This is a genomic window from Streptomyces sp. NPDC059201 (assembly GCF_042754585.1).
Taxonomy (GTDB): domain Bacteria; phylum Actinomycetota; class Actinomycetes; order Streptomycetales; family Streptomycetaceae; genus Streptomyces.
Window position 1 is genome coordinate 1,090,370 of the sequence record NZ_JBHZBB010000001.1, and the last position, 23,936, is coordinate 1,114,305.

Consider the following 23,936-nt stretch of genomic DNA (forward strand, 5'->3'; position numbering starts at 1 on the left):
TCAAGCTGACGGGTCGGCGACCGGGTACGGCACGAAGGTGCTGGTGTTCTGGTCGATCCTGAGGGGGCGGCCGAGGGGCGGAGCCGCCCGCTGCGGGCAGTCGAGGCGTTCGCAGACGCGGCAGCCCATGCCGATGGGGGTGGCCGCCGCCGCGTTGTCCAGGTCCAGGCCGTCGGAGTAGACGAGCCGGTGGGCGTGGCGGAGTTCGCAGCCCAGGCCGATGGCGAAGGTCTTGCCGGGGGCTCCCCACCCCGCGCCGTGACGGGTGACGGTGCGCGCGGTCCAGAGGTACCGCTGCCCGTCCGGCATCGCGGCGACCTGGACCTGGATGCGGCCGGGCGCGGCGAACGCCTCGTACACGTTCCACAGCGGGCAGGTGCCGCCGGCGCGGGAGAAGTGGAAGCCGGTGGCGGACTGCCGCTTGGACATGTTCCCGGCGCGGTCGACGCGGACGAAGCTGAACGGGACGCCGCGCAGCCGGGGCCGCTGGAGCGTGCTCAGGCGGTGGCAGATCGTCTCGTAGCCGAGCCCGAAGTGGTCGGTGAGCCGCTCGATGTCGTAGCGGACCTCCTCCGCCGCGGTGTGGAAGGCGGTGTACGGGAGGATGAGCGCGCCCGCGAAGTAGTGGGCGACGCCGATGCGGGCCAGCCGGTGCGCGGGGGTGCCCGGCTCGAAGTCCTCCGAGGCCCGGCCGTCGAGCCCGTCGCCGTACTCCAGGAGGGCGAGCTGGGTGGCCATGCGGAAGGCCCGCTGTCCGGGGCGCAGGCTCGGGGCGAGGTGGAGCGTACGGGTGCCGGGCTCGTAGTGGTGCAGTCCCTCGGCGGTCTCGGACGACAGGCGGACGCCGTGGGCGTCGGAGAGCCGGGCGGTCAGGGCGCGCAGGACGTCGCCGGGGCGGATGCCGATCTCGGCGGCGAGCGTCTCGGCGGCGCGGTCCGCTTCGTGGAGGTAGTTCTGGCGGCGGTAGAAGAAGTCGCGGATCTCCTCGTGCGGTGAGCGCGGGAGGTCGGGGTCGGCCGCGCGCGGGTCGGAGGCGCCGGAGAGCCGCTCGGCCAGCTGCTGGTTGCGGCGGCCGAGTCCGACGAGGACCTCGGCGACGGCGGGCATCCGGGAGGCGATGTCGGCGAGGTCGGAGGCGGAGACGCGGGAGGCCGCGAGCTCGCCGGCGAGGGACTCGCGCAGGTCGGCGAGGAGCCGCCCGGTGTCCCGCTCGGAGAAGAAGCCCGGGTCGACGCCGAACGCCTCGGTGAGGCGGAGCAGTACCGGCACCGTGAGGGGCCGCGCGTCGTGTTCCATCTGGTTGAGGTAGCTCGGCGAGATCGCGAGCGTGCGGGCCAGGGCCGCCTGGCTCATCCCCCGCTCCTCGCGCAGCCTGCGCAGCCGAGCCCCCGCGTACGTCCTGGCCACCGTCGCCCTCCCGATCGGTCTCCGCGTCCGGCACAGCGTACGCGGATCCGGTGCGCCCTGGGGCTTCGCAACCTTGGCAAAAGGCGGCGCGCGCCTTCGCAGAAATTGGCACGCGTCCACGATTGATGGCACTGGGTGCCAGTGCCAGAGTCTGAGTGCGGCCCACCAGACCCGGTGGACCCGGTTCGGACGCGGAACTCGATTCATGCCCTGACATCGACCATCCCGGCGGACGAGCCCGGGTCGGCCTGATTGCTCATCTCCGCGCCGGCCGGGCGCCGGTGGGCCGCAACCCCCGAGAAGACACCCAGTGCCGTGCTTGCCCACCCGCTCTCGTGGACGAGTTGGCAAGCACGGCAGACCCGAGGAGACGGTCGACGACATGACGGACACCAGGAAGCGGACGGCGGAGGACCTGGCCGGGCGCTGGGCGACGGACCCGCGCTGGAAGGGGATCGAGCGCACGTACTCCGCCGAGGACGTCGTCCGCCTCTCCGGCAGCGTCCGCGAGGAGCACACCCTCGCCCGGCGCGGCGCCGAGCGGCTGTGGCGGCAGCTGCACGAGCTGGACTACGTCCACGCGCTGGGCGCGCTGACCGGCGGTCAGGCCGTGCAGCAGGTCCGGGCCGGGCTCCAGGCGATCTACCTGTCCGGCTGGCAGGTCGCCGCCGACGCGAACCAGGCCGGGCACACGTACCCCGACCAGAGCCTCTACCCGGTCAACTCCGTCCCCCAGGTGGTCCGACGGATCAACAACGCGCTGCTGCGCGCCGACCAGATCGCCACCGCGGAGGGCGGAGCCTCGGCCGACGGGGGCAGGGACTGGCTCGCGCCGATCGTCGCCGACGCCGAGGCCGGCTTCGGCGGGCCGCTGAACGCCTTCGAGCTCACGAAGGCGATGATCGCGGCCGGCGCTGCGGGCATCCACTACGAGGACCAGCTGGCCTCCGAGAAGAAGTGCGGCCACCTCGGCGGCAAGGTCCTCGTCCCGACCTCCCAGCACGTCCGCACCCTCAACGCGGCCCGGCTCGCGGCCGACATCGCGGACGTCCCGACGCTGGTCATCGCCCGCACCGACGCCCTCGCCGCGAACCTGCTGACCAGCGACGTCGACGAGCGCGACGCGCGGTTCGCGACCGGCGAGCGGACGGCCGAGGGCTTCTACCGCGTCCGGAACGGCATGGAGCCGGTCATCGCCCGCGGCCTCGCCTACGCCCCGTACGCCGACCTGATCTGGGTCGAGACCGGCACCCCGGACCTCGCGCAGGCCCGCGAGTTCGCCGAGGCGATCCACCGCGAGCACCCGGACCAGATGCTGGCGTACAACTGCTCGCCGTCCTTCAACTGGAAGGCGGCCCTGGACGACGACCAGATCGCCAAGTTCCAGCGCGAACTCGGCGCCATGGGATACAAGTTCCAGTTCATCACGCTGGCCGGCTTCCACTCTCTCAACCACGGCATGTTCGACCTCGCCCGGGGCTACGCCGAGCACGGCATGACCGCGTACGTCGAACTCCAGGAGCGCGAGTTCGCCGCGCAGGCGCAGGGGTTCACGGCGGTCAAGCACCAGCGCGAGGTCGGCACCGGCTACTTCGACCTGGTCTCCACGGCGGTCAACCCCGCCTCCTCGACCACGGCGCTGGCCGGCTCCACCGAAGAGGAGCAGTTCCACTAGCAGCCGTACGGGGCGGGCGCCGCGCCCGGCCACCCGCCCCCTCTCCCTCCCCCCTCTCCCTCCCCCGCCTCTCCCGTCCACCCTCGCCCGCAGCATCAGGAGAGTTCCATGACCGTCAGCGCACCGCCCCGTGTCCGTGTCCTCGCCGCCGCGGGCGAACGCCATGAGGAGATCCTCACCCCCGGCGCGCTCGACTTCCTCGGCCGGCTCGTCGCCGCCTTCGCCGACCGCCGCGCCTGGCTCCTGAAGGAGCGGCGCCGGCGGGCGATCCGGCTCGCCACCGGCACCCCGCTCGGCTTCCCGGTCGCGACCGCCGCCGTGCGCGACGACCCCTCGTGGCGGGTCGCACCACCCGCGCCCGGACTCGCCGACCGCAGGGTCGAGATCACCGGGCCGCCCGCCGACCGCCGGATGGCCGTCAACGCCCTCAACTCCGGCGCGCGGGTCTGGATGGCCGACTTCGAGGACGCCACCGCGCCCACCTGGGAGAACGTGGTCGGCGGGCAGCTCGTCCTGCTCGACGCGATCCGGCGCCGCGTCGACTTCACGAGCCCCGAGGGCAAGGAGTACCGCCTCGGCCCGGACCCCGCCACCATCGTCGTGCGGCCGCGCGGCTGGCACCTCGAGGAGCACCACCTGGAATACGACGGGCGCCCCCTGCCCGCCTCCCTCGTCGACTTCGGCCTGTACTTCTACCACTGCGCCCGGCTCCAGATCGACGCCGGCCGGGGCCCGTACTTCTACCTCCCCAAGCTGGAGAACCACTACGAGGCGTGTCTGTGGAACGACGTCTTCGTCCTCGCCCAGGAACTCCTCGGCATCCCCCGGGGGACCGTCCGGGCCACCGTCCTCATCGAGACGATCACCGCCGCGTTCGAGATGGAGGAGATCCTGTACGAGCTCCGCGAGCACGCCTCCGGGCTCAACGCGGGCCGCTGGGACTACCTGTTCAGCCTCATCAAGACCTTCGGCCACCGCACCGACTTCCTGCTCCCCGACCGCGCCAAGGTCACCATGACCGCCCCCTTCATGCGCGCGTACACCGAACTCCTCGTCCGCACCTGCCACAAGCGCGGCGCGCACGCCATCGGCGGCATGGCGGCCCAGGTCCCGAGCCGGGATCCGGACGCGAACGCGGCGGCCCTGGCGACGGTGCGGCTCGACAAGGAACGCGAGGCCGAGGACGGCTTCGACGGCTCCTGGGTCGCCCACCCGGGGCTCGTCCCCACCTGCCGGGCGGTCTTCGACGGCGTCCTCGGCGACCGGCCCGACCAGATCCACCGCACGCGCGAGGACGTGGCGCCCGCCGCGCCCGACCTGCTCTCCGTCCGCCGGATCAGCGGCCCGCCCACCGGGGAGGGGCTGCGGACCAACATCTCCGTCACCCTGCGGTACTTCGACGCCTGGCTGCGCGGCCAGGGCGCCGTCGCCCTGGACGGGCTCATGGAGGACGCCGCCACCGCCGAGATCGCCCGCGTCCAGATCTGGCAGTGGCTCCGCCACCGCGTCGTCGACCGGACGACCGTCCTCGCCCTGCTCGACCGGGAACTCGGCGCCCTCGCCGCCGACCGGCCCGGGGCGCCCCTGGAGGACGTCCGCACGCTCTTCGAGGAGTCGGCCCTCGCCACCGAACTGCCCTCGTTCTTCACCCCGTCCGCCTACGCGCGCCACCTCGTCCGCGTCACGGAGCCCCGGTCGTGAGCGGGGTCATCCGGCGCGTGGGTGTCGTCGGCGGCGGCCTGATGGGGGCCGGGATCGCCGAGGTCTGCGCCCGGGCCGGACTCCCCACCGTCCTGTGCGAGGTGGACCGGCCGGCCGCCGACGCCGCCCGCGAACGGATCGCCGTCTCCCTGGAGCGGGCCGTCCAGCGCGGGAAGCTCGACCGGCTCTCGGCGGAGAGCGCTTTGGGCCGGATCACCGCCACGGCCGACCTCGCGGACCTGGCCGACCGGCAGCTCGTCGTGGAGGCCGTGGCCGAGGACGCCGCGGTCAAGACGGAGGTCTTCACCGCACTCGACAAGACCGTCACCGACCCGGCGGCGATCCTCGCGACCAACACCTCGTCCCTGCCCGTGATGCGCCTGGCCAGGGCCACCGGCCGCGTGGACCGCGTCGTCGGCCTCCACTTCTTCAACCCCGTCCCCGTCCTGCCCCTCGTCGAGGTCGTCACCACGCTCCGCACGGCGCCCGACGTCGTCGCGGAGGTGACGGACTTCGTGACCGGGACGCTCGGGAAGTCCGTGGTGCGGTCCGGCGACCGGGCCGGCTTCGTGGTCAACTCGCTGCTCGTGCCGTACCTCCTGTCGGCGATCCGGATGACCGAATCGGGGTTCGCCTCCCCCGCCGACGTCGACCGCGGCATGGAGCTCGGCTGCGCCCACCCGATGGGCCCGCTCCGGCTCGCCGACCTCATCGGCCTCGACACCCTCGCGGCCATCGCCGAGGCGCTCTACGAGGAGTTCAAGGAACCGCTCCACGCTCCCCCGCCGCTGCTGCTTCGCATGGTGGAGGCGGGGCTGCTCGGCCGGAAGTCCGGGCGCGGGTTCCACACGTACGACCGGGTGGCCGGCGAGCACCCGGTGCCCCGGGGCTGAGGGCCCGGGAGGCGCGGGGTCCGGCCGGTGAGGGTCCGGACCGGCCCCGCGGCGGCGGGTGGGCGGGTGGTGTGGAGGCCACCCGCCCACCGAGAGAGGCAGCGGTGTCTCATCTCACCCTCCACGATCCGGGATTCCTCCTCGGCGAGGGGCGCCGGGCCGCGTAGGGTGGCGTCCGCAGCTGGTTCGCCCCGTCCGCCAGGCGGGATGCGTCGTAAGAGGGAACCCGGTGGGAATCCGGGACTGCCCCGCAGCGGTGAGCGGGAACGACCGCCGTCATACGCACTGGGCCCGGAGAGGGCCTGGGAAGCGACGGCCAGTAGGTGGCCTCCACGAGGAGGGCGTGCCCGCGAGTCCGAAGACCTGCCCGTTGCCCGCACGCGGACCGTTCCGCGCGCGGCCATCCGGTGACCTCGAGGGCGGGTCGGCGACCATACGGACGGACCGCCGTGCCCCTGCGCGCACGGGCGCACCCGCCCGCCTCTGGTCTCTCCTCGCGCCTTCGACGGTCTCCGGACCTCAGGGATCCATCTCGCGAAGGAGATCTCCGTGACCACGAAGTCCGCAGCCGCGGCCCCACGGGCGACCGTGTACGGCTACCCCCGTCAGGGCGGTGACCGTGAGCTCAAGAAGGCGATCGAGGGGTACTGGAAGGGCCGGATCACCGCCGACGCCCTCCACGCCACCGCCGCCGGTCTGCGCCGCGCGAACTGGCGGCAGCTCGCCCAGGCCGGCATCACCGAGGTGCCGACCGGCGACTTCTCGTACTACGACCACGTCCTCGACACGACCGTCATGGTCGGCGCGGTCCCCGCCCGCCACCGGGACGCCGTGGCGGCCGACGCCACGGACGGCTACTTCGCCATGGCGCGCGGCACCCAGGAGGTCGCCCCGCTGGAGATGACCAAGTGGTTCGACACGAACTACCACTATCTCGTCCCGGAGCTGGGCCCGGACACCGTCTTCGCCGCCGACCCCTCCCAGCAGGTCGCCGAGCTCGGGGAGGCGCTCGCGCTCGGCCTGGACGCCCGCCCGGTCCTGGTGGGGCCGGTCACCTACCTCCTGCTGGCCAAGCCCGCCCCCGGGGTGGCGGCGGACTTCGAGCCGCTGACCCTCCTGGACCGCCTGCTGCCCGTCTACGCCGAGGTCCTCGCCGACCTGCGGGCGGCCGGGGCGCGGTGGGTCCAGATCGACGAGCCCGCGCTCGTGCAGGACCGGACGCCCGCCGAACTGGACGCCGCCGCCCGGGCCTACCGCTACCTGGGCACCGCCGAGGACCGGCCGAAGCTCCTCGTGGCCTCCTACTTCGACCGGCTCGGCGACGCCCTCCCGGTGCTCGCCGAGGCCCCCGTCGAGGGACTCGCCCTCGACTTCACCGGACCCGCCGCCGCCAACCTCGACGGGCTCGCCGCCGCCGGCGGACTGCCCGGCAAGCGGCTCGTCGCCGGGGTGGTCGACGGACGCAACGTCTGGGTCGACGACCTCCAGCGGTCGCTCACCACCCTCGGCACCCTGCTCGGCCTCGCCGGACACGTCGACGTCTCCGCCTCCTGCTCCCTGCTCCACGTGCCGCTCGACGCGGCGGCCGAGCACGACATCGACCCGCAGGTCCTGCGCTGGCTCTCCTTCGCCCGCCAGAAGACGACGGAGCTCGTCACCCTCGCCCGCGGCCTCTCCCAGGGCACCGACGCCATCGCGGGCGAACTCGCCGCCAACCGGGCCGCGCTCGCCTCCCGCGCCGAGTCCCCGATCACCCGGGACCCGGCCGTCCGCGCCCGCACCGAGGCCGTCACCGACGCCGACGGGCGGCGCTCCCAGCCCTACGCGCAGCGGGCCGCCGCCCAGCGGGCCCACCTCGGACTGCCCCTGCTGCCCACGACCACCATCGGGTCCTTCCCGCAGACCGCCGCGCTGCGCACCGCCCGCGCGGACCTGCGCGCCGGACGGATCGGCACCGAGGGGTACGAGGAGCGCATCCGGGCGGAGATCCAGGAGGTCGTCTCCTTCCAGGAGAAGACCGGCCTCGACGTCCTGGTGCACGGCGAGCCCGAACGCAACGACATGGTGCAGTACTTCGCCGAGCAGCTCGACGGCTACCTCGCCACGCGGCACGGCTGGGTGCAGTCGTACGGCACCCGCTACGTCCGCCCGCCGATCCTCGCCGGCGACATCTCCCGGCCCCGGCCGATGACGGTGCGCTGGACCACGTACGCCCAGTCCCTCACCGCCAAGCCCGTCAAGGGCATGCTCACCGGGCCCGTCACCATGCTCGCCTGGTCCTTCGTCCGCGACGACCAGCCGCTCGCCGACACCGCCCGCCAGGTCGCCCTCGCCCTGCGGGACGAGGTCCAGGACCTGGAGGCCGCCGGCACCTCGGTGATCCAGGTGGACGAACCGGCGCTGCGCGAGACCCTGCCGCTGCGCGGGGCCGACCACGGGCGGTACCTCGCCTGGGCGACCGAAGCCTTCCGCCTCACCACCGGCGGGGTGCGGCCGGACACCCAGATCCACACCCACATGTGCTACGCCGAGTTCGGCGACATCGTCCAGGCCATCGACGACCTCGACGCCGACGTCATCAGCCTGGAGGCCGCCCGCTCCCACATGCAGGTCGCCCGCGAACTCGCCGCCCACGGCTACCCGCGCGAGGCGGGCCCCGGCGTCTGGGACATCCACTCCCCGCGCGTCCCGGGCACCGAGGAGGCCACGGAGCTGCTCCGCGCGGGGCTCGAGGCCATCCCCGCCGAGCGTCTCTGGGTCAATCCCGACTGCGGCCTGAAGACCCGCGGGTGGGCCGAGACCCGCGCCTCCCTGGAGCACCTCGTCGCCGCGGCCCTGACCGTCCGCGCCGAGCTCTCCGCGTCCTGAGCCGCCCCCGACGACGCGGCCGGCCGTGAGGACACCCCTCGCGGCCGGCCGCCGGTGAGCCGCCCGAGCTCGCTCCACCGCTCCCCGTACCCCCATCTCATGAAGGAGAGGTCGACGTGGCCGATCCCACCGTCGTCAGCCCCGCCCCCGACTCCCGCCCCGTCAAGACCCCCGACGACTCGCGGGTGGTGCTCGCCCACATCATGAGCGAGCACGACACCAACCTGTACGGCACCATCCACGGCGGCGTCATGATGAAGCTCATCGACGACGCGGCGGCCGCGGCTGCCGGACGGCACGCCGACGGGCCCGCCGTCACCGTCTCGGTCGACCGGATGACCTTCCTCGCCCCCGTGAAGGCCGGGGACCTGCTCAGCGTCGAGGCCGGACTCGAACGCGCCGGGCGGACCTCCATGACGGTCGGGATCCGGGTGACCGCCGAGCGCTGGAACCACTCCGGCCCGGCGACCGAGGTCGCCACCGCCTTCCTGACCTTCGTCGCCGTCGACGCCGACGGCACCCCCCGCCCCGTGCCCGCGCTCGACGTCTCCCTCCCCGGCCTCGGCTGAACGTCCGCACCGGCCTTGGCGGTTCACCGATCCGATCTTCAACTGCCCATGAGTTGTCCGTGGATTGGAATCCTGTTCTATGTTGGGCTCCGCACCCCTCCCGGGGGCACCGCAGGGCCACGCAGCGCGGCCTGGACGACCGAAACCTGAAGGGCTGGCCTTTCCACCGTGGAACAGCTGACGGGGGACGACCCCGCACGCATAGGCCCGTACCGGCTCATCGCCCGCCTCGGCGCGGGCGGCATGGGGCTGGTGTACCTGGGCCGCTCCGACCTGGGACGTACCGTCGCCGTCAAGGTCGTGCAGGCCGAGCACGCCCAGCACGCCGAGTTCCGGAGGCGGTTCGCGCGCGAGGTGGCCGCCGCCCGCCGGGTCGGCGGGGCGTGGACGGCCGACGTCCTGGACGCCGACACCGACGCCGCCGTGCCGTGGGTGGCGACCCAGTACATCCCCGGCCCCGACCTGACCACCGTCGTGTCCGAGGACTTCGGGCCGCTGCCCGAGCACTCGGTGCGGGTCCTCGGCCACCGCCTGGCCCTCGCCCTCCGAGCGGTGCACGACGCGGGCCTGATCCACCGCGACCTCAAGCCGTCGAACGTCCTGGTCACCGTGGACGGACCGCGCGTCATCGACTTCGGCATCGCGCGGGCGATGGACAGCCTGGCCGGGGACAGCCTGCACACCCGCACCGGCATGCTCATCGGCTCGCCCGGCTTCATGTCGCCGGAGCAGGTCCGCGGCCTCGAACTCACCCCGGCGTCCGACGTGTTCTGCCTGGGCGCCGTCCTCGTGTACGCCGCCACCGGCCGCCTCCTCTTCGGCGCCGCCGAGTCCGGCCTGAACGCCCACCTCTTCCGGATCGCCGAGGAGGAGCCGGACCTGACCGGCGTACCGGATTCCCTCGTCGGGCTCGTACGCGCCTGCCTGCACAAGGACCCGGCGAAGCGGCCCACCCCGCACGAGGTGGCCGCCCACACGGCGACCGCCCAGGACGGCGAGTGGCTGCCGGGCACGGTACTGGCCCAGCTCGGCCGCCGCGCCGCCCACCTGCTGGACTACGCCCCCTCCGTACCGGCCGGCGCGCCCGCCGCCCCGCAGGACCCGCGCGTCCGCCCGGCCGCCGCGCCGCCCGCGTACACCCCGACGGCTCCTGCCCGCCCGGCCGACCCGACGGTCCCGGCCGACCTGGCGGTCCCGCGCGGGAGGCGCTGGTGGGGCCTGCTGGCGCTCGCGCTGGCGCAGCTGGTCGTGCTGGTGGACGCGTCGATCTCCGGCATAGCGGCGACGGGCTGGAACTTCCACACCGACCTGGAACTCCCCGATTCCGTAAGGGTGTCCTCCACCGTCTATCTGGACGTGCTGACCACTGGCTACGCGCTCGCCTTCCTCGTCCTCCTGCCGTTCGGTGCGCGCATCGCGGACGCCCTGGGCCGCAGAAGAGCGCTGATCATCGGCCTGGCGGGGTTCGCGGTGGCGGCGGCGCTCGCCGGCACCGCGCCCAACGCCGACATGCTGATCGGCGCCCGCGTCCTGGCGGGGGTCTTCGCCGCGCTGGTCTCGTCCTGCGCCGCGCTCCTCGTGTCCGGCCTGTTCGCGGACGCCCGGGAACTCCGCACGGCGTTCGGGACCTACGTCCTGGTCACGGGGACGGGCACGGCACTCGCCCTGCTGGCGGGCTGGCTCTTCCCCATGGGCCTGACCTGGCGCTGGGGGATGCTCGCCGCGATCCCCTTCGCCGCGGTCGCCGCGATCGGAGTGGGAACCCTGGTACGCGACCACCCGGGCCGCATCGGAGCCCGCGCCGACGCGCTCGCCGTGCCCCTCGGCGTCCTCGGGATCGCGGGCGTCGGCGGGGCCGTCCCCCACTTCACGGGCCAGCACATCGTCCTGCCCACGGCACCTCTCCTCGTGCTCGTCGCCTTCCTGTGGCGGCAGACCGTTGTCGCCGCCGCTCTGACGTCGCCTCCCGGCGTCGACACCCGGGCGCGCGTCGGCTACGTGCTGGCCCCGGGGCTGGTCAGCATCGGCGTCGGGGCGCTGCTCATGTCCATGGGGCCCCACTACTGACGGTCCCGGCCGCGCGCGGGGTCAGTCGTGACGGGGTCAGTCGTGACGGGGTCAGTCGTGACGGGCGAGCTTGACGGCGGAGAGCAGCAGGATCGCGGCCAGGGCGGGGATGAGGACCACGTCCGGGAACACGCCGAGCAGCAGCCCGCCGAGCACCGCGCCCGCGATCGACCCGGCGACCATGACCAGGGCGAACCGGCGGTTGGCGCCCAGCACCGCGAAGCTGCCGTCACGGCTGTAGCGGGCGAAGGCGACGAGCATCGTCGGCAGCGACACCAGCAGCGAGAGGCTTCCGGCGGTCTTGATGCCCTGCCCGAAGAGCAGCACGATCGTCGGGATCAGCAGCTCGCCGCCGGCCACGCCCATGACGGCCGCGACCACCCCGATCCCGAACCCGGCCACGACACCCAGCGGCACCTGCGCCCACGGCGGCAGGTCGAGCGTCCCGAGCGTGGCGAAGTGCGTGAAGAGCAGCGCCCCGGCCATCAGCACCATCAGCGCGGCAAGCACCTTGTAGAGCGTCGAGGAGCGCATCCGTACCGCCCAGGAGGCTCCGGCCCAGGCGCCCAGGAGGCTTCCGGCGAGCAGGTTGACCGCCACGGGCCAGTGCGTCGCCAGCTCGGACGCGGACACGGCCGTCAGGCGGGCGGGCAGCGCGGCCAGGACCACGACCAGGCTCATCGCCTTGTTCAGGATGACGGCGGAGAGCGCGGCGAACCCGAACAGGCTGATCAACAGGGGCAGCCGGAACTCCGCCCCGCCCAGCCCGATCATCCCGCCCAGCACGCCGATGGCCGCCCCCGCGCCGAACACGACGGGCAGGGAGTGCGTCGGGCGGAGCGGGGCGAGGGAGGTCTGTGCGGCGGTCATACGTGGCATCGTCGCCGGTCACACGCCCCACCCGCCACTATGGCCCCACAGCTTCGGGGAAAGCCACCGGCCCGCTGCTCGTGGTTCGTGGGGTCCTCCGAGCGGCACCGCACTCCGAGGCCGGGGAGTGGGGACGGAAGGCACGGAGGGGGCGCCCGGCGCGTGGGAATGAGCCGACTTTTGGCAACTTGTCGGCCCCCGGCATGTCGTCAGGACCCGGGTCCGCCGGTGCCACCACGCTGGGTGCGTGATCATCACTGGCATGGCAGACCCTGCCCCGCGAGGCCCGTCCGCACCCGGTCCGGACGGCGACGACCGCCCTCTCCTGGAGCGCGTGCTCGCGCCGTACAAACCGAACTGCCGCTATCTGCGGGACGCCTCGCTGGAACCGGGCGGGAGCGGCGGGCAGTTGCTCACCGGCCACGGGACGTTCACCATCCCCGAGTCCTGCTACATCGCCGACACCGGGCACTTCAACGCGGTGGAGTTCAACATCTGCTTCAACCAGCTCGCGTACTACACGCTCGCCGCGACGGTACGGGACCGGGTCCTCAGCCCGTTCAGCGAGTGGACGATGGACCACTACTGGGAACGGCAGTTGCCGCACATCCTGATCCTCGACATGCGCAGCCGCTACCCGCGCGCGATGCGCAGCCAGGACTTCCGGGGCGAGGTGCGGCTCGTCGCCGTGCGGCAGAGGGCGGGGCGCAGCGGGCCGCTCATCCTGCTCGACACGGTGTGCCGGTTCAGCGACGCGCACGGAGGCCGGTGCCACGGAGAGGTGAGGCTCGCGGTGACGAACCCACCGGCCTGAGCCCTGCCTCCGCGTGACCCTGCCTCCTCATGACCCCGGCCTCCTCGTGACCCGGCCTGGCGTAGGCCCCTCGGGTCAGGGGGTGACGATCGGGAAGGCCGGGTCGGGCTGGGTGACGTACGAGAAGAGGCGGGCGAGGAGGGCCGGGTCCCCGGTCGTCGTGACGCCGTCGAGGCCCTTGCCCGCGAGGACGCCGAGGAGTTGGGGCTTGGTGAGGGTCAGGGTGAGGGCCGGCTGGGCCTGGGGCTGCTGGGCCGCCGGGGTGGAGCGGTGGGAGGGTGGCGGCGAAGCGGAGGTCTCCGTCCTCCACGTACGCGCGCGCCTTCGTCAGGGTCGGTTCGGGGCCGCCCATCGACTCGACGTACCGCTGGGCGAGTTCGACGGGCGGGTGCTCCCACAGATGGGCGACGTTGCCGTCGAACCAGCCGAGGTAACGCTGGTAGATCGCCTTGACGTTGTGGGAGAGGGAGCCGTAATAGCCGCGCGCGTGCCAGGACTTCTCCAGGCCGGGCGGGAGCTGGATCTCCTCGGCGATCTCCGGGCCGCTGAGGCCGGCGTTCAGCATGCGCAGCGTCTGGTCGTGCATGTAGGCGTAGAGGTCGCGCTGGGCGGTGAGGAAGGCGACGACGTTCTCCCGCCCCCAGGTGGGCCAGTGGTGGGAGGCGAACGCGACGTCGTAGCCGTCGCCGAAGTACTCGACGGCCTCGTCGAGGTAGCGGGCCCAGATGCGGGCGTCGCGGACGACGGCGCCGCGCAGGGTCAGGATGTTGTGCATGTTGTGCGTGGCGTTCTCAGCCAGGCACAGGGCACGGTGGTCGGGGAAGAGGAAGTTCATCTCGGCGGGCGCCTCGGTGCCCGGGGTGAGCTGGAAGACGATCCGGACTCCGTCGAGCGTCTCCTCCTGGCCGGTCTCCGTGATGTCCACGGTCGGCGGGATCAGGGAGATGGTGCCCTCGGACGCCGCCATGCCCAGACCGGCGCTGACCTGGCCCTCGGGGGACTTCGGCAGCGAGTTGCCGTACATGAGGACCGCGCGGCGCGTCATCGCGTTGCCCGCGTACACGTTCTCGCTGACCGCGTGCTCCAGGAATCCGACGGGAGCCAGGATCGGCACGCCCTCCTCGGTGCCGCGCGGCAGGACGCCGCGGGAGCCGCCGAAGTGGTCGCCGTGCGAGTGGGTGTAGATCATGGCGGTGACCGGGCGGTCGCCGCGGTGCTCGCGGTACAGGGCCAGGCCCGCGGCGGCGGTCTCCGTGCTGAGCAGCGGGTCGATGACGATCACGCCGCGTTCGCCCTCGACGAGCGTCATGTTGGAGATGTCCAGTCCGCGGATCTGGTAGATCCCCTCGGTCACCTCGTACAGCCCCTGGCGGGCGCAGAGCTGGGCCTGGCGCCACAGGCTGGGGTGCGCCGTGTCGGGGCACTCCGCCTTGAGGAACGCGTACGCGTCGTTGTCGTACACGACACGGCCGTCCGCGCCGGTCACGACCGCCGGGGACAGGGCGTCGATGAACCCCCGGTCCGCGTTCTCGAAGTCGGTGGTGTCCTCGAAGGGGAGGGCCGTCATCTCTCACTCCGTTCAGCGGGGTTCGACACGCGTGGCGAGGAGCCCCCGGCACGGCGTGCATGGCCCCATCTGAACATCACACCCGCTCGGGTGCATGTCGGGAACGCGGCGTTATGTCCGCCGGGTGTGGGCGGGGTGGGTGTGGTGGGTGTGCCCTCGGTGTGTCGGTCAGAAGCGGAGTTCGCCGTCGGTACGGGGCGAGCAGAGCGCGGCGCCGAGGGGGCTCCGCCGGTAGAGGACGTGCCGGCCGTGGCGGGTCCGCTCCACGAGGTGGCTCGCGCGGAGCACGGACAGGTGCTGGCTGACGGCGGCGGGGGTGACGCCGAGGCGGTGCGCGAGCTCGGTGGTGGAGGCGGGCTCGGACAGCGCGGTCAGCAGGCGGGCGCGGGGCGCGCCGAGGAGCCGTTCCAGCGCGCGCGGGGCGGCGGGCGGAGCCTGCTCGGCGAGGGTGGCGAGGCCCCGGGCGCCGTACACGATGTGCGGTGGCGCGGCGGAGCTGAGCATGGTGGAGACGCCGTCGGCGAAGCAGCTCGGGGTCAGCAGCAGGCGGCGCCCGTCGACCGCGATGTCGTCCGGGGGTGAGGGCCACGGCCCGTCGCGGGTGATGACGAGCATGTCCGCGCTCCAGGAGAGGCGGGTGCTGATCCCGGCGAACAGCGCGTCCGCGCCGCCCTCGGCCAGCACGCGCGCCCGGTGGACGACGTCCGCCTCCAGGACCACCCGCGCCCTCGGCCACCAGGAGGGCCGCAGACAGGTCTCCCAGTACTCCTCCAGCGCGGCCGCGATCTCCGCGAGCAGCCCGCCCGGATCGTCCAGCCCCCCGGCCAGCCTCTCCGGTACGGGCTCCCCCAACGGCGGGAACGTCTGCTCCAGCCCCGCCCGGACCTCCGCCGGGTCGGTGGCCCGCAGCACGGCGAACTCACGCCGCACGTCGGGTACGGGCCCGGCGGGCCGCGGCGTGAGGAAGTCGGGGACCCAGTACCGCCGGCGAGCGACCAGGGAGGTGAGGAGCGAGTGGTCGAGTCGCTCGAAGGCGGGGCGGAGGGCGCCGAACGACGGGCGGAGGGTGGGGAACCGCTGGGCGTGCGGGGTCCACATGCGCAGGCTGAGGACGGTCTCCTGCAACGGTGAGTAGGCGAAGGAGGTCGCCGCGAGATCGGCCACACCGAGCCGGAACCGAATCATTAAGCCCCAGGGTAAATCCATTCCGCGCACGGCACGGGCGACGTGTGCTGACACCCATGCCCGCTTCTCGTCACCCCTCCCCGGCCCCTGCTCCTGCCCCTGCCTCAGCTCCAGCTCCAGTTCCAGCCCCACCGCCGCCCGTGCGGCTGGCCCGGGACCCCGTCGTCCGGCGGCTCGCGGGGCTGTTGGCGGTGAACGCGGTGGGGAACGGGCTGTTTCTTTCCGTCGCGACGCTGTGGTTCACGCTCGGGCTGGGGTACGCCGCCTCGCGGGTCGGGGTCGCGCTGACGGTGGCGGGGCTGGTGGGGGTCCTCGCCACGATCCCGGCCGGGCGGGCCTGCGACCGGTGGGGGGCCCGGCGCGTGCTGACGTGGCTGCACGTCCTCCAGGCGGCCGCGGTGGCCGCGTACACCCTCGCCGGTGCCTTCCCGGTCTTCCTCGTCCTGGCCTGCCTCGTCACAGCCGGCGGCCGCGCCAACGCGACGGCGCGCGGCGCCCTGTACGCCGAGGCGCTCCCCTCCGCCACCCGCACCCGCGCCCTCGCGCTGCTGCGCGCAGTCAACAACGTGGGGATCGGGGCGGGCGCGGCTCTCGGCGCGCTCGTGCCGGTCTTCGGCGGCGACCTCGCCTACCGGGCGGCGCTCTGCGTCACGGCGGCCGCGTTCCTCCTCGCGCTCCTCCCCCTCCGCAGGATCGTGGCCACGGGCCGCGGCACAGGCCGCGCGGCCGAGGCCGCACCCCCTGCCCACCCTCTGCGGGACCTGCCCTACCTCGCCGTCACGGCGCTCAACGCGATCGTGAACACCCTGTACGTCGTCCTCGAAGTGGCGCTGCCGCTCTGGCTGCTCGGCCACACCGGCGCACCGGCCTCCCTCGTCGGCGGGCTGCTGGTCGTCAACACCGCCCTCGTGGTCGTCCTCCAGGTCAGGGCGGCCCGCGACGTCACGGGCCCGTCGCGCGCGGCGCGCGCCTTCCGCCGGGGCGGCCTGCTCGTGGCGGCCGCGTGCGTGACGGCGGCGTACGCCGCGCACCGCTCGCCCGGCACGGCCGCCGCCGTCCTGGTGGCCGCCGTCGTCCTCCTCACCCTGGGCGAGGTCACCTCGCAGGCGGGCAGCTGGACCCTCTCCTACGACCTCGCTCCCCCACACGCCCAGGGCGCCTACCAGGGCGTCTACCAGACAGGCGTGTCCCTCTCGGCAGCACTCGGCCCCGGCCTGCTGACCCTCCTCGTCCTCCCCCACGGCCTCGCCGGCTGGACGGCCCTGGCGGCACTCTTCGCCGCCGCCGCACTCGCCATGCCCGCGACCGTCCGGTGGGCGGTGGCCGACACACCCCGGACTCCCCGGACTCCCCGGACTCCCCACCACTAGGCGAGGGTCACGCCCCTCCGCACCCCCCACAGCCGCCGCCGTCACCGTCGCCGGCCGGATCGCCCGGCTCGCCCCCCGCCCTGGAGCCCTCTCCGCCGGAGGCCCGCACGCGCGACTCCAGCATCAGGATCGTGACGGCGGTGACCATCATCACCAACCAGCCCACCACCAGACCGAGGACATAGGGCACGTCCCGCTCCGCGACCAGCCACGCGAAGAGGCCGATGCCGCCGCCGAACCCCCCGACCCCGATGACCGCCTGCACCACGGGCACCAGCTTCCGCCCGCGCGTCGCGTCACGCATCGCCCACCCCCCGTCCACGCCCTCCGAGGAGAAGGTGGTTCCCTGCACCCGAGCCCGGAACACGCCACTCCTCGCCGGGACGCCCACCGCATCACGTACAACTGACAGAGGACACAAGGGACATGACGACGAGTGAGCCCGCACGGATCGAAGCCGCATGGAGCCGGTACGAGGCGTGGCTGAGCCGGCACGCGCCCGCGTCGTACGAGCTGCTGCGGCCCGCTGCCGCGCCTGAGCGGATCGCGGAGGCGGAGCGGGCCCTCGGGGTGCGCTTCCCGGACGGGCTCCGCGCGCTCTACTTGCGGCACGACGGCGTGCGCGGCGCCGACCTGGAGGAGTTCGGGGAGCAGCCGCTCCCTCCTCTGGGTGAGGGCGATCCCTGGCACCGGCGGGCGAACGCGGTCGACTTCATGCCGGACGGCCAGGCGTGGCTGCCGCTCCGGCACGTCCTCGACGCGCACGCCTCCCCGCTGTCGGCGTACGCGGGCGACGCGTCGGCGCGGTACGTCCCGGTCACCGCGTCCGCCCAGCACACGATGCTGGACGGCACGTACCTGGATCTGGAGACGGGCCTGCTCGGCACGTGGGCCGACGCCCACGAGCTGGAGCCCCTGGGCTGCGGCCTGGCCGAGTGGCTGGAGGACGGCGCCGCCGCTCTCGCCGAGGCCCGCCCCACCCGCACCCTGGGCATGCTGCCCCACCTGTCCCCCACGGGCGACGGCCTGGGCTGGTTCGACCCCGACCCCGCGTACGAACAGGACGGCTGGCGCCCCCTCAGCCCTCGCGGAGCGCATGCGCGTCCGTGACGCCGCGTCGATAATGACCTCATGACGCGCATGCGCGAAGGCCGGTTCGCCCAAGGGCCGACTGACGTCTCGTCAGGGACGTCGACGCGGCGTCGGTGTCCGGCCCGCGACAACCCTGGAGGTTCCGTGAAGATGCTGATCAACGTGCCCGAGACCGTCGTCGCCGATGGGCTGCGGGGGCTGGCCGCCGCGCATCCTGAGCTGACGGTGGACGTCGAGCGGCGGGTGGTGGTGCGGCGGGACGCGCCGGTGGCGGGGAAGGTGGCGCTGGTGTCGGGGGGCGGGTCGGGGCACGAGCCGTTGCACGCGGGGTTCGTGGGGCCGGGGATGCTGGACGCGGCCTGTCCCGGGGAGGTGTACACGTCGCCCGTGCCGGATCAGATGGTGCGCGCCGCCGCCGCCGTGGACAGTGGCGCGGGGGTGTTGTTCGTGGTGAAGAACTACACCGGGGACGTCCTCAACTTCGACATGGCCGCCGAGCTCGCCGAGGACGAGGGGATCCAGGTCGCGAAGGTCCTCGTCGACGACGACGTGGCCGTCACCGACAGCCTGTTCACGGCGGGGCGGCGCGGGACCGGGGCGACGCTCTTCGTGGAGAAGCTGGCCGGGGCGGCCGCCGACGAGGGCGCGCCGCTGGAGCGGGTGGAGGCGGTGGCCCGGCGGGTGGTCGCGCGGTCGCGGTCGTTCGGGGTCGCGCTGAGCGCCTGCACCACGCCCGCGAAGGGCAGCCCCACCTTTGATCTGCCGCCCGGGGAGCTGGAGTTGGGCGTCGGCATCCACGGCGAGCCGGGGCGGGAGCGGCGCGGGATGATGACCGCGCGGGAGATCGCCGAGGTCGCCGTCGACGCGGTCCTCGACGACCTGCGGCCCTCGGATCCCGTCCTGCTGCTGGTGAACGGGATGGGCGGGACGCCGCTCCTTGAGCTGTACGGGTTCAACGCGGAGGTGCGGCGCGTCCTGGACGCCCGGCGGGTGCCGGTGGCGCGCACGCTGGTCGGGAACTACGTGACCTCGCTCGACATGGCGGGCTGCTCGGTGACCGTGTGCGCGGCCGACGAGGAGCTGCTGCGGTTGTGGGACGCGCCGGTGGCGACGGCCGCGCTGCGCTGGGGCCGGTGAGCGGGCGATGACGCAGACGTACGGCGCCGATGTCGCGGTGCGGTGGATGGTGGCGGCGGCCGGGGCCGTGGAGCGCGAGGCCGACCGCCTCACCGAACTGGACTCGGCGATCGGCGACGCGGACCACGGGGCCAATCTGAAGCGGGGTTTCTCCGCCGTCGCCGAGACCCTGGCGAAGGAGCCGCCCGCGACGCCGGGCGCGGTCCTGACGGCCGCCGGACGGCAGCTCATCTCGACGGTGGGCGGCGCCTCCGGCCCGCTGTACGGGACGCTGCTGCGGCGGGCCGGGAAGGCCCTCGGCGACAGCGGGGAGGTGACGCGGGAGGAGCTCGCGGACGCGCTGGCCGCCGGAGTCGCGGCGGTCGGGCAGCTCGGCGGGGCCGTACCGGGCGACAAGACGATGCTGGACGCGCTGACTCCGGCGGTGGCCGCGCTGCGCGCGTCCTTCGCCGCGGCGCGGACCGCGGCCGACGAGGGTGCCCTCGCGACCGTCCCGCTGCGCGCCCGCAAGGGCCGGGCGAGCTATCTGGGCGAGCGGTCGGTCGGGCACCAGGACCCGGGGGCGACCTCCTCGGCCCTGCTGTTCGCCGCCCTGGAGGAGGTGGCGGCCGCATGAGCGAGAACAGCGAGAACAGCGAGAACAGCGAGAACAAGGGCAGGGTCGGGATCGTGCTGGTCTCGCACAGCGCGGCCGTCGCGGCGGCGGTCGCGGAGCTGGCCCGGGGGCTCGCCGGTGGCGGCGACCTGGCGCCGGTCGCGGCGGCGGGCGGAGGCCCCGACGGGGGGCTCGGCACCAGCGCCGAGCTGATCGCGTCGGCCGCGAAGGCCGTGGACGCGGGGGCCGGGGTGGCCGTCCTGGTGGACCTGGGCAGCGCGGTCCTCACCGTGAAGGCGCTGCTCGCGGAGGGCGACGAACTGCCGGAGGGGACGCGGCTCGTGGACGCCCCCTTCGTGGAGGGCGCGGTGGCCGCGCTGGTGACGGCGAGCACCGGCGCCGGTCTCGACGCGGTGGCGGCCGCGGCCTCGGAGGCGTACACCTACCGCAAGGTCTGAGGCCGCTCGACGGAAGGGGCGCCCCGGCTGGGTTCCACGCCGCCGGGGGCGCCCCGGTCCGAGTAGCAGCAACGCACTAGGACATGTCCACGCTAGTGCGGGGGTCTGACACCGGGCCCGACAACAGGCCCGGCAACGGCCCCGGCGAAGCCGCCCCGCGCGGAACTCCACAGCGCACGTGACCGACCCCGCATTGTGATGAAGCAGGTCAACACACTAATGTCACAGCGCCTTGGTGTTCGGGAAACCGGTGCAGTACCGGTGCGGCCCTCGCCACTGTGATCGGGAGGTCAGGCTCCGTCCCTCAGGGGAAGCCACTGCCCCACCGCGGGAGACCGTCGTGGGGTGGGAAGGCGGAGTCGGACGTCACTACCGTCAGCCAGGAGACCGGCCAGGGCGCGTTGTCCATCCACGAGGTGCTGGAGAGGGTCTCCCGATCATGCATATCGCCGAGGGGTATCTGCCCCCTGTTCATGCGGCCGCCTGGGGCGTCGCATCGGCCCCGTTCGTCGTCCACGGCGTCCGCGCGCTCACCCGCGAGGTGCGCGCCAACCCCGAGTCCACCCTGCTGCTCGGCGCCTCCGGCGCCTTCACGTTCGTTCTTTCCGCGCTCAAACTGCCTTCCGTCACCGGCAGTTGCTCCCACCCGACGGGCACGGGACTGGGCGCGATCCTGTTCCGGCCGCCGATCATGGCGGTGCTCGGCACCATCACGCTGCTCTTCCAGGCGCTGCTGCTCGCCCACGGCGGGCTGACCACCCTGGGGGCGAACGTCTTCTCGATGGCGATCGTCGGCCCCTGGGCGGGCTACGGCACGTACGTGCTGCTGAAGCGGTCCGGTGCGCCGCTGATGGTGAGCGTCTTCTTCGGCGCGTTCGTCGCGGACCTGTCCACGTACTGCGTGACCAGCGTCCAGCTTGCCGTCGCGTTCCCCGACCCGGGCAGCGGCATCGCCGGTTCGCTGGCGAAGTTCGGCTCCATCTTCGCGGTGACGCAGATCCCGCTCGCCGTGAGCGAGGGGCTGCTGACCGTCCTGGTGATGCGGCTGCTCCAGCAGTCCAGCAAGGGAGACCTGCTGCGGCTGGGCGTGCTCGCCCGGCCGGAGTCGAAGCGACGCGAGGAGGCGGCGGCGTGATGAGCCGGAACACGAAGATCAACGCCCTGCTGCTGGGGCTCGTGGCGCTGCTGGCGGTGCTGCCGCTGGCGCTCGGTCTCGGCGACCACAAGGAGGAGCCGTTCGCCGGCGCCGACGCGGAGGCCGAGACGGCGATCACCGAGATCAAGCCGGACTACGAGCCGTGGTTCAGCCCCCTGTACGAGCCGCCGTCCGGCGAGATCGAGTCGGCGCTGTTCGCCCTCCAGGCAGCACTGGGCGCCGGTGTGCTCGCGTACTACTTCGGGCTGCGGCGCGGCCGGAGACAGGGCGAGGAGCGCGCGGCGGCGGGCCCGGAGAGCGGGGCGCGGGCCGCGGACGCGGACGCGTAGCCGCCGGTGCTGCCGATCGACGCGGCGGCGCACGCCAGTCGCTGGCGCCGCCGCCATCCGGCGGAGAAGGCCGCGCTCGGTTTCGGCCTGACCCTCTGCGCGGTGTGTCTGCCGCCGTGGCCGGGCGCGGTCCTGGTCGCGGCGGCCACCCTCGCCGTGCTGCTCGGTCCGGCCGGTGTGCCGGGCCGGCAGCTGTGGCGGGCCTTCCGGATCCCGCTGGGCTTCTGCGTCACCGGTGCCGTCCCGCTGCTGTTCGCGGTGGGCGGGCCGGGGGGCGCGGTGTCCTGGGCTCCGGACGGGCCCGTGCACGCCGGGGAGTTGCTGCTGCGGACGGCCTCGGCCTCGCTGGGGGTGCTGCTGTTCGCCTTCACCACGCCGGTGTCGGACGTGCTGCCGCGCCTGGTGCGGGCCGGGGTGCCGGCGCCCGTGGTGGACGTGGCCCTGGTGATGTACCGGATCGTGTTCCTGCTGCTCGACGCGCAGGCCAAGGTGCGGCAGGCGCAGGCGGCGCGGCTCGGGGCGACGACCCGGGCGGCCGTGTGGCGGTCGCTGGCCGGGCTCGGCGCGACCTCCTTCGTCCGCGCCTTCGACCGGGCGCAGCGGCTCCAGACCGGCCTCGCCGGGCGCGGCTACGACGGGACGCTGCGGGTGCTGCTGCCCGAGGCGCCGGTCTCCCGCCCGTTCCTCGCGGCGACGGGCGGTCTCCTCGCGGGGCTCGTCGCCCTCACCCTCGTACTGGAAAGGTTCCTGCCATGACGCCCCCCACCCCGGTCGTGGAGCTGGTGCGCGCGGGTTTCGCGTACGAGGACGGGCCGGCCGTCCTCACGGATGTCGGGTTCGCGGTGGCGGAGGGCCGGGCGGTCGCGCTGCTCGGGCGCAACGGCGGCGGGAAGACGACGCTGCTGCGGCTGCTGAGCGGCGGGCTGCGCTGCGGGGAGGGGGCACTGCTCCTGGACGGTACGGAGGTGGCGTACGACCGGAAGGGGCTGACGCGGCTGCGGACCTCGGTGCAGCTGGTGGTGCAGGACCCGGACGACCAGCTCTTCGCCGCCTCGGTGGCGCAGGACGTGTCCTTCGGGCCGATGAACCTGGGGCTGCCGGAGGAGGAGGTACGGCTCCGGGTGGCCGAGGCGCTGGAGGCGCTGGACATCACGGCGCTCGCGGACCGGCCGACGCACCTGCTCTCCTACGGGCAGCGGAAGCGGGCGGCGATCGCGGGCGCGGTCGCGATGCGCCCCCGGGTCCTGATCATGGACGAGCCGACGGCGGGCCTCGACCCGCACGGGCAGGAACGCCTCCTGGAGACCCTGGAGCGGCTGCGGGCGGCGGGGACCACCGTGGTCATGGCCACGCACGACGTGGACCTGGCGCTGCGCTGGGCCGACGAGGCCGCCGTCCTCTCCCCGGCCGGTCTGCGCACCGGCCCGGCCGCCGAACTGCTCGCCGACGACGCCCTGCTCGCGGCGGCCCGGCTGCGCCGCCCGTGGGCGGTCCCGGTCGGTCGCCTGCTCCGCGCGCAGGGTCTGCTCCCGGAGGGCGTACCGGCTCCGCGCACGGCGGAGGACCTGGACGCGCTGCTCGGTCAGGTGGGTTGAGGGCCTTGGTCAGGTGGGCTGAGGGGCGGCTTCAGAGGGGCGGCTTCAGTCGTCGGCGGCGACGACGAGGGTGAGCCGTCCGGCCCGGCGGTCGACGAGGACGAGTTCGTGGAACTCGCCGTGGACGCTCGCCCAGTCGTGGTACGCGTCCTCCCCGAGCCCCGTGAGGTGGTGGACGGCGTCCGCCTCCGCCAGCGCGTCGTACACCTCGCGGCGCAGGGCCTCGGCGAGCGAGCCGGGGACGGGGCCGTGCTGCCCGGCCCAGGTCTCCAGGAGCCGGGCGGCCCGCTCCCGGTCGATCCGCTCGTACGCCTCGGGGGTGACGAGGCGGAGCCAGTACTCGCCGTGCCGGATGCCGTCGGGGTCCACGCCTCCGCCCGCGTAGTCGTCCCGGAACTGCTCGTGGGCGATGAGCGCGGCGAGGAGGTCGCGGTCGGTGGCGGAGGGGTCGGGGAGGCGGAAGCGCTTCACGTCGGCCCAGCGGTACGCGTGCGCGTACCGCTCGGCGAAGGTGTGGTGCCGGAAGTTCACGAAGGCGCTGCCCTCGTGGGTGAGTGTCCCTCCCATGCGGCTCACCCTAGGCGCGGG

General features: G+C 73.9%; 21 protein-coding genes, 2 pseudogenes and 2 riboswitches. Of the genes and pseudogenes, 16 read left to right on the forward strand and 7 right to left on the reverse strand.

The window, feature by feature from the left end; translation table 11 throughout:
* Positions 1 to 1,407 (reverse strand): short-chain fatty acyl-CoA regulator family protein, encoded by a 1,407-nt coding sequence (locus ACFXMG_RS04840; protein ID WP_383819209.1) that lies wholly within the window; start codon positions 1,405 to 1,407, stop codon positions 1 to 3.
* A gap of 382 nt (positions 1,408 to 1,789) precedes the next feature.
* Between ACFXMG_RS04840 and aceA the strand changes: the two genes are divergently transcribed.
* From aceA to ACFXMG_RS04870, 6 genes and pseudogenes are all read left to right on the forward strand, one after another.
* Positions 1,790 to 3,082 (forward strand): isocitrate lyase, encoded by a 1,293-nt coding sequence (gene aceA, locus ACFXMG_RS04845; RefSeq protein ID WP_383819208.1) that lies wholly within the window; start codon positions 1,790 to 1,792, stop codon positions 3,080 to 3,082.
* A 108-nt stretch (positions 3,083 to 3,190) separates the two neighbouring features.
* Positions 3,191 to 4,783: a malate synthase A gene (gene aceB / locus ACFXMG_RS04850; protein WP_383819207.1), complete on the forward strand. Its 1,593-nt coding sequence runs from the start codon at positions 3,191 to 3,193 to the stop codon at positions 4,781 to 4,783.
* Positions 4,780 to 5,676, forward strand: a complete 897-nt coding sequence (locus tag ACFXMG_RS04855) for a 3-hydroxybutyryl-CoA dehydrogenase (protein ID WP_383819205.1) — start codon at positions 4,780 to 4,782, stop codon at positions 5,674 to 5,676. The genes aceB and ACFXMG_RS04855 overlap by 4 nt, the downstream gene beginning before the upstream one ends.
* Before the next feature lie 215 nt (positions 5,677 to 5,891).
* Positions 5,892 to 6,041, forward strand: a riboswitch (cobalamin riboswitch).
* Positions 6,042 to 6,225: 184 nt separating this feature from the next.
* Positions 6,226 to 8,544 carry a 5-methyltetrahydropteroyltriglutamate--homocysteine S-methyltransferase gene (gene metE / locus ACFXMG_RS04860; RefSeq protein WP_383819203.1) on the forward strand — a complete coding sequence of 773 codons (2,319 nt, stop codon included), beginning with the start codon at positions 6,226 to 6,228 and terminating at the stop codon, positions 8,542 to 8,544.
* A 185-nt stretch (positions 8,545 to 8,729) separates the two neighbouring features.
* A pseudogene (locus ACFXMG_RS04865) lies at positions 8,730 to 9,080 on the forward strand (acyl-CoA thioesterase); the annotation flags it as partial.
* Between the two features lie 201 nt (positions 9,081 to 9,281).
* Positions 9,282 to 11,180, forward strand: coding sequence for an MFS transporter (locus ACFXMG_RS04870; protein WP_383819201.1), 1,899 nt, complete (start codon positions 9,282 to 9,284; stop codon positions 11,178 to 11,180).
* 51 nt (positions 11,181 to 11,231) lie between these two features.
* On the opposite strand, the gene ACFXMG_RS04875 is transcribed toward ACFXMG_RS04870, so the two are convergent.
* Entirely contained in the window at positions 11,232 to 12,050 is an 819-nt protein-coding gene (locus ACFXMG_RS04875) for a sulfite exporter TauE/SafE family protein (protein WP_383819200.1), read from the reverse strand.
* 262 nt (positions 12,051 to 12,312) lie between these two features.
* Between ACFXMG_RS04875 and ACFXMG_RS04880 the strand changes: the two genes are divergently transcribed.
* A complete protein-coding gene (locus tag ACFXMG_RS04880) occupies positions 12,313 to 12,864 on the forward strand; it encodes an FcoT family thioesterase (protein ID WP_383819198.1) in 552 nt (183 codons plus the stop codon).
* Positions 12,865 to 12,939: 75 nt separating this feature from the next.
* Here the strand turns inward: ACFXMG_RS04880 and ACFXMG_RS04885 are convergent, their stop codons facing one another.
* The 3 genes and pseudogenes from ACFXMG_RS04885 to ACFXMG_RS04895 form a co-directional block, all read right to left on the reverse strand.
* A complete protein-coding gene (locus tag ACFXMG_RS04885; RefSeq protein ID WP_383819237.1) occupies positions 12,940 to 13,086 on the reverse strand; it encodes an alkyl sulfatase C-terminal domain-containing protein in 147 nt (48 codons plus the stop codon).
* Between the two features lie 112 nt (positions 13,087 to 13,198).
* Positions 13,199 to 14,431, reverse strand: a pseudogene (locus tag ACFXMG_RS04890) (alkyl/aryl-sulfatase); the annotation flags it as partial.
* Positions 14,432 to 14,599: 168 nt separating this feature from the next.
* Positions 14,600 to 15,616, reverse strand: a complete 1,017-nt coding sequence (locus ACFXMG_RS04895) for an ArsR/SmtB family transcription factor (protein WP_383819196.1) — start codon at positions 15,614 to 15,616, stop codon at positions 14,600 to 14,602.
* Positions 15,617 to 15,756: 140 nt separating this feature from the next.
* Between ACFXMG_RS04895 and ACFXMG_RS04900 the strand changes: the two genes are divergently transcribed.
* Positions 15,757 to 16,986: an MFS transporter gene (locus tag ACFXMG_RS04900; RefSeq protein ID WP_383819194.1), complete on the forward strand. Its 1,230-nt coding sequence runs from the start codon at positions 15,757 to 15,759 to the stop codon at positions 16,984 to 16,986.
* 7 nt (positions 16,987 to 16,993) lie between these two features.
* On the opposite strand, the gene ACFXMG_RS04905 is transcribed toward ACFXMG_RS04900, so the two are convergent.
* Entirely contained in the window at positions 16,994 to 17,290 is a 297-nt protein-coding gene (locus ACFXMG_RS04905; protein ID WP_383819192.1) for a hypothetical protein, read from the reverse strand.
* A 122-nt stretch (positions 17,291 to 17,412) separates the two neighbouring features.
* On the opposite strand from ACFXMG_RS04905, the gene ACFXMG_RS04910 reads away from it, so the two are divergent.
* The 8 genes from ACFXMG_RS04910 to ACFXMG_RS04945 all read left to right on the forward strand — a co-directional run bounded on the left by ACFXMG_RS04910 (position 17,413) and on the right by ACFXMG_RS04945 (position 23,348).
* Positions 17,413 to 18,096, forward strand: coding sequence for an SMI1/KNR4 family protein (locus ACFXMG_RS04910; protein ID WP_383819191.1), 684 nt, complete (start codon positions 17,413 to 17,415; stop codon positions 18,094 to 18,096).
* Between the two features lie 126 nt (positions 18,097 to 18,222).
* Positions 18,223 to 19,215: a dihydroxyacetone kinase subunit DhaK gene (dhaK, locus tag ACFXMG_RS04915; protein WP_383819189.1), complete on the forward strand. Its 993-nt coding sequence runs from the start codon at positions 18,223 to 18,225 to the stop codon at positions 19,213 to 19,215.
* Between the two features lie 7 nt (positions 19,216 to 19,222).
* Positions 19,223 to 19,831 carry a dihydroxyacetone kinase subunit DhaL gene (dhaL, locus tag ACFXMG_RS04920; RefSeq protein WP_383819187.1) on the forward strand — a complete coding sequence of 203 codons (609 nt, stop codon included), beginning with the start codon at positions 19,223 to 19,225 and terminating at the stop codon, positions 19,829 to 19,831.
* A complete protein-coding gene (locus ACFXMG_RS04925; RefSeq protein WP_383819186.1) occupies positions 19,828 to 20,268 on the forward strand; it encodes a PTS-dependent dihydroxyacetone kinase phosphotransferase subunit DhaM in 441 nt (146 codons plus the stop codon). Before dhaL ends, ACFXMG_RS04925 begins: the two co-directional genes overlap by 4 nt.
* Positions 20,269 to 20,456: 188 nt before the next feature.
* A riboswitch (cobalamin riboswitch) is annotated at positions 20,457 to 20,679 on the forward strand.
* 28 nt (positions 20,680 to 20,707) lie between these two features.
* On the forward strand, positions 20,708 to 21,403 hold the full coding sequence (locus ACFXMG_RS04930) for an energy-coupling factor ABC transporter permease (RefSeq protein ID WP_383819185.1): 696 nt from the start codon (positions 20,708 to 20,710) through the stop codon (positions 21,401 to 21,403).
* Positions 21,403 to 21,753, forward strand: coding sequence for an energy-coupling factor ABC transporter substrate-binding protein (locus tag ACFXMG_RS04935; protein WP_383819183.1), 351 nt, complete (start codon positions 21,403 to 21,405; stop codon positions 21,751 to 21,753). Before ACFXMG_RS04930 ends, ACFXMG_RS04935 begins: the two co-directional genes overlap by 1 nt.
* 6 nt (positions 21,754 to 21,759) lie before the next feature.
* A complete protein-coding gene (gene cbiQ, locus ACFXMG_RS04940) occupies positions 21,760 to 22,509 on the forward strand; it encodes a cobalt ECF transporter T component CbiQ (protein WP_383819182.1) in 750 nt (249 codons plus the stop codon).
* Positions 22,506 to 23,348, forward strand: a complete 843-nt coding sequence (locus ACFXMG_RS04945) for an ATP-binding cassette domain-containing protein (protein WP_383819180.1) — start codon at positions 22,506 to 22,508, stop codon at positions 23,346 to 23,348. The genes cbiQ and ACFXMG_RS04945 overlap by 4 nt, the downstream gene beginning before the upstream one ends.
* Before the next feature lie 45 nt (positions 23,349 to 23,393).
* Here the strand turns inward: ACFXMG_RS04945 and ACFXMG_RS04950 are convergent, their stop codons facing one another.
* Entirely contained in the window at positions 23,394 to 23,915 is a 522-nt protein-coding gene (locus tag ACFXMG_RS04950; RefSeq protein ID WP_383819179.1) for a hypothetical protein, read from the reverse strand.
* Positions 23,916 to 23,936: the final 21 nt, after the last annotated feature.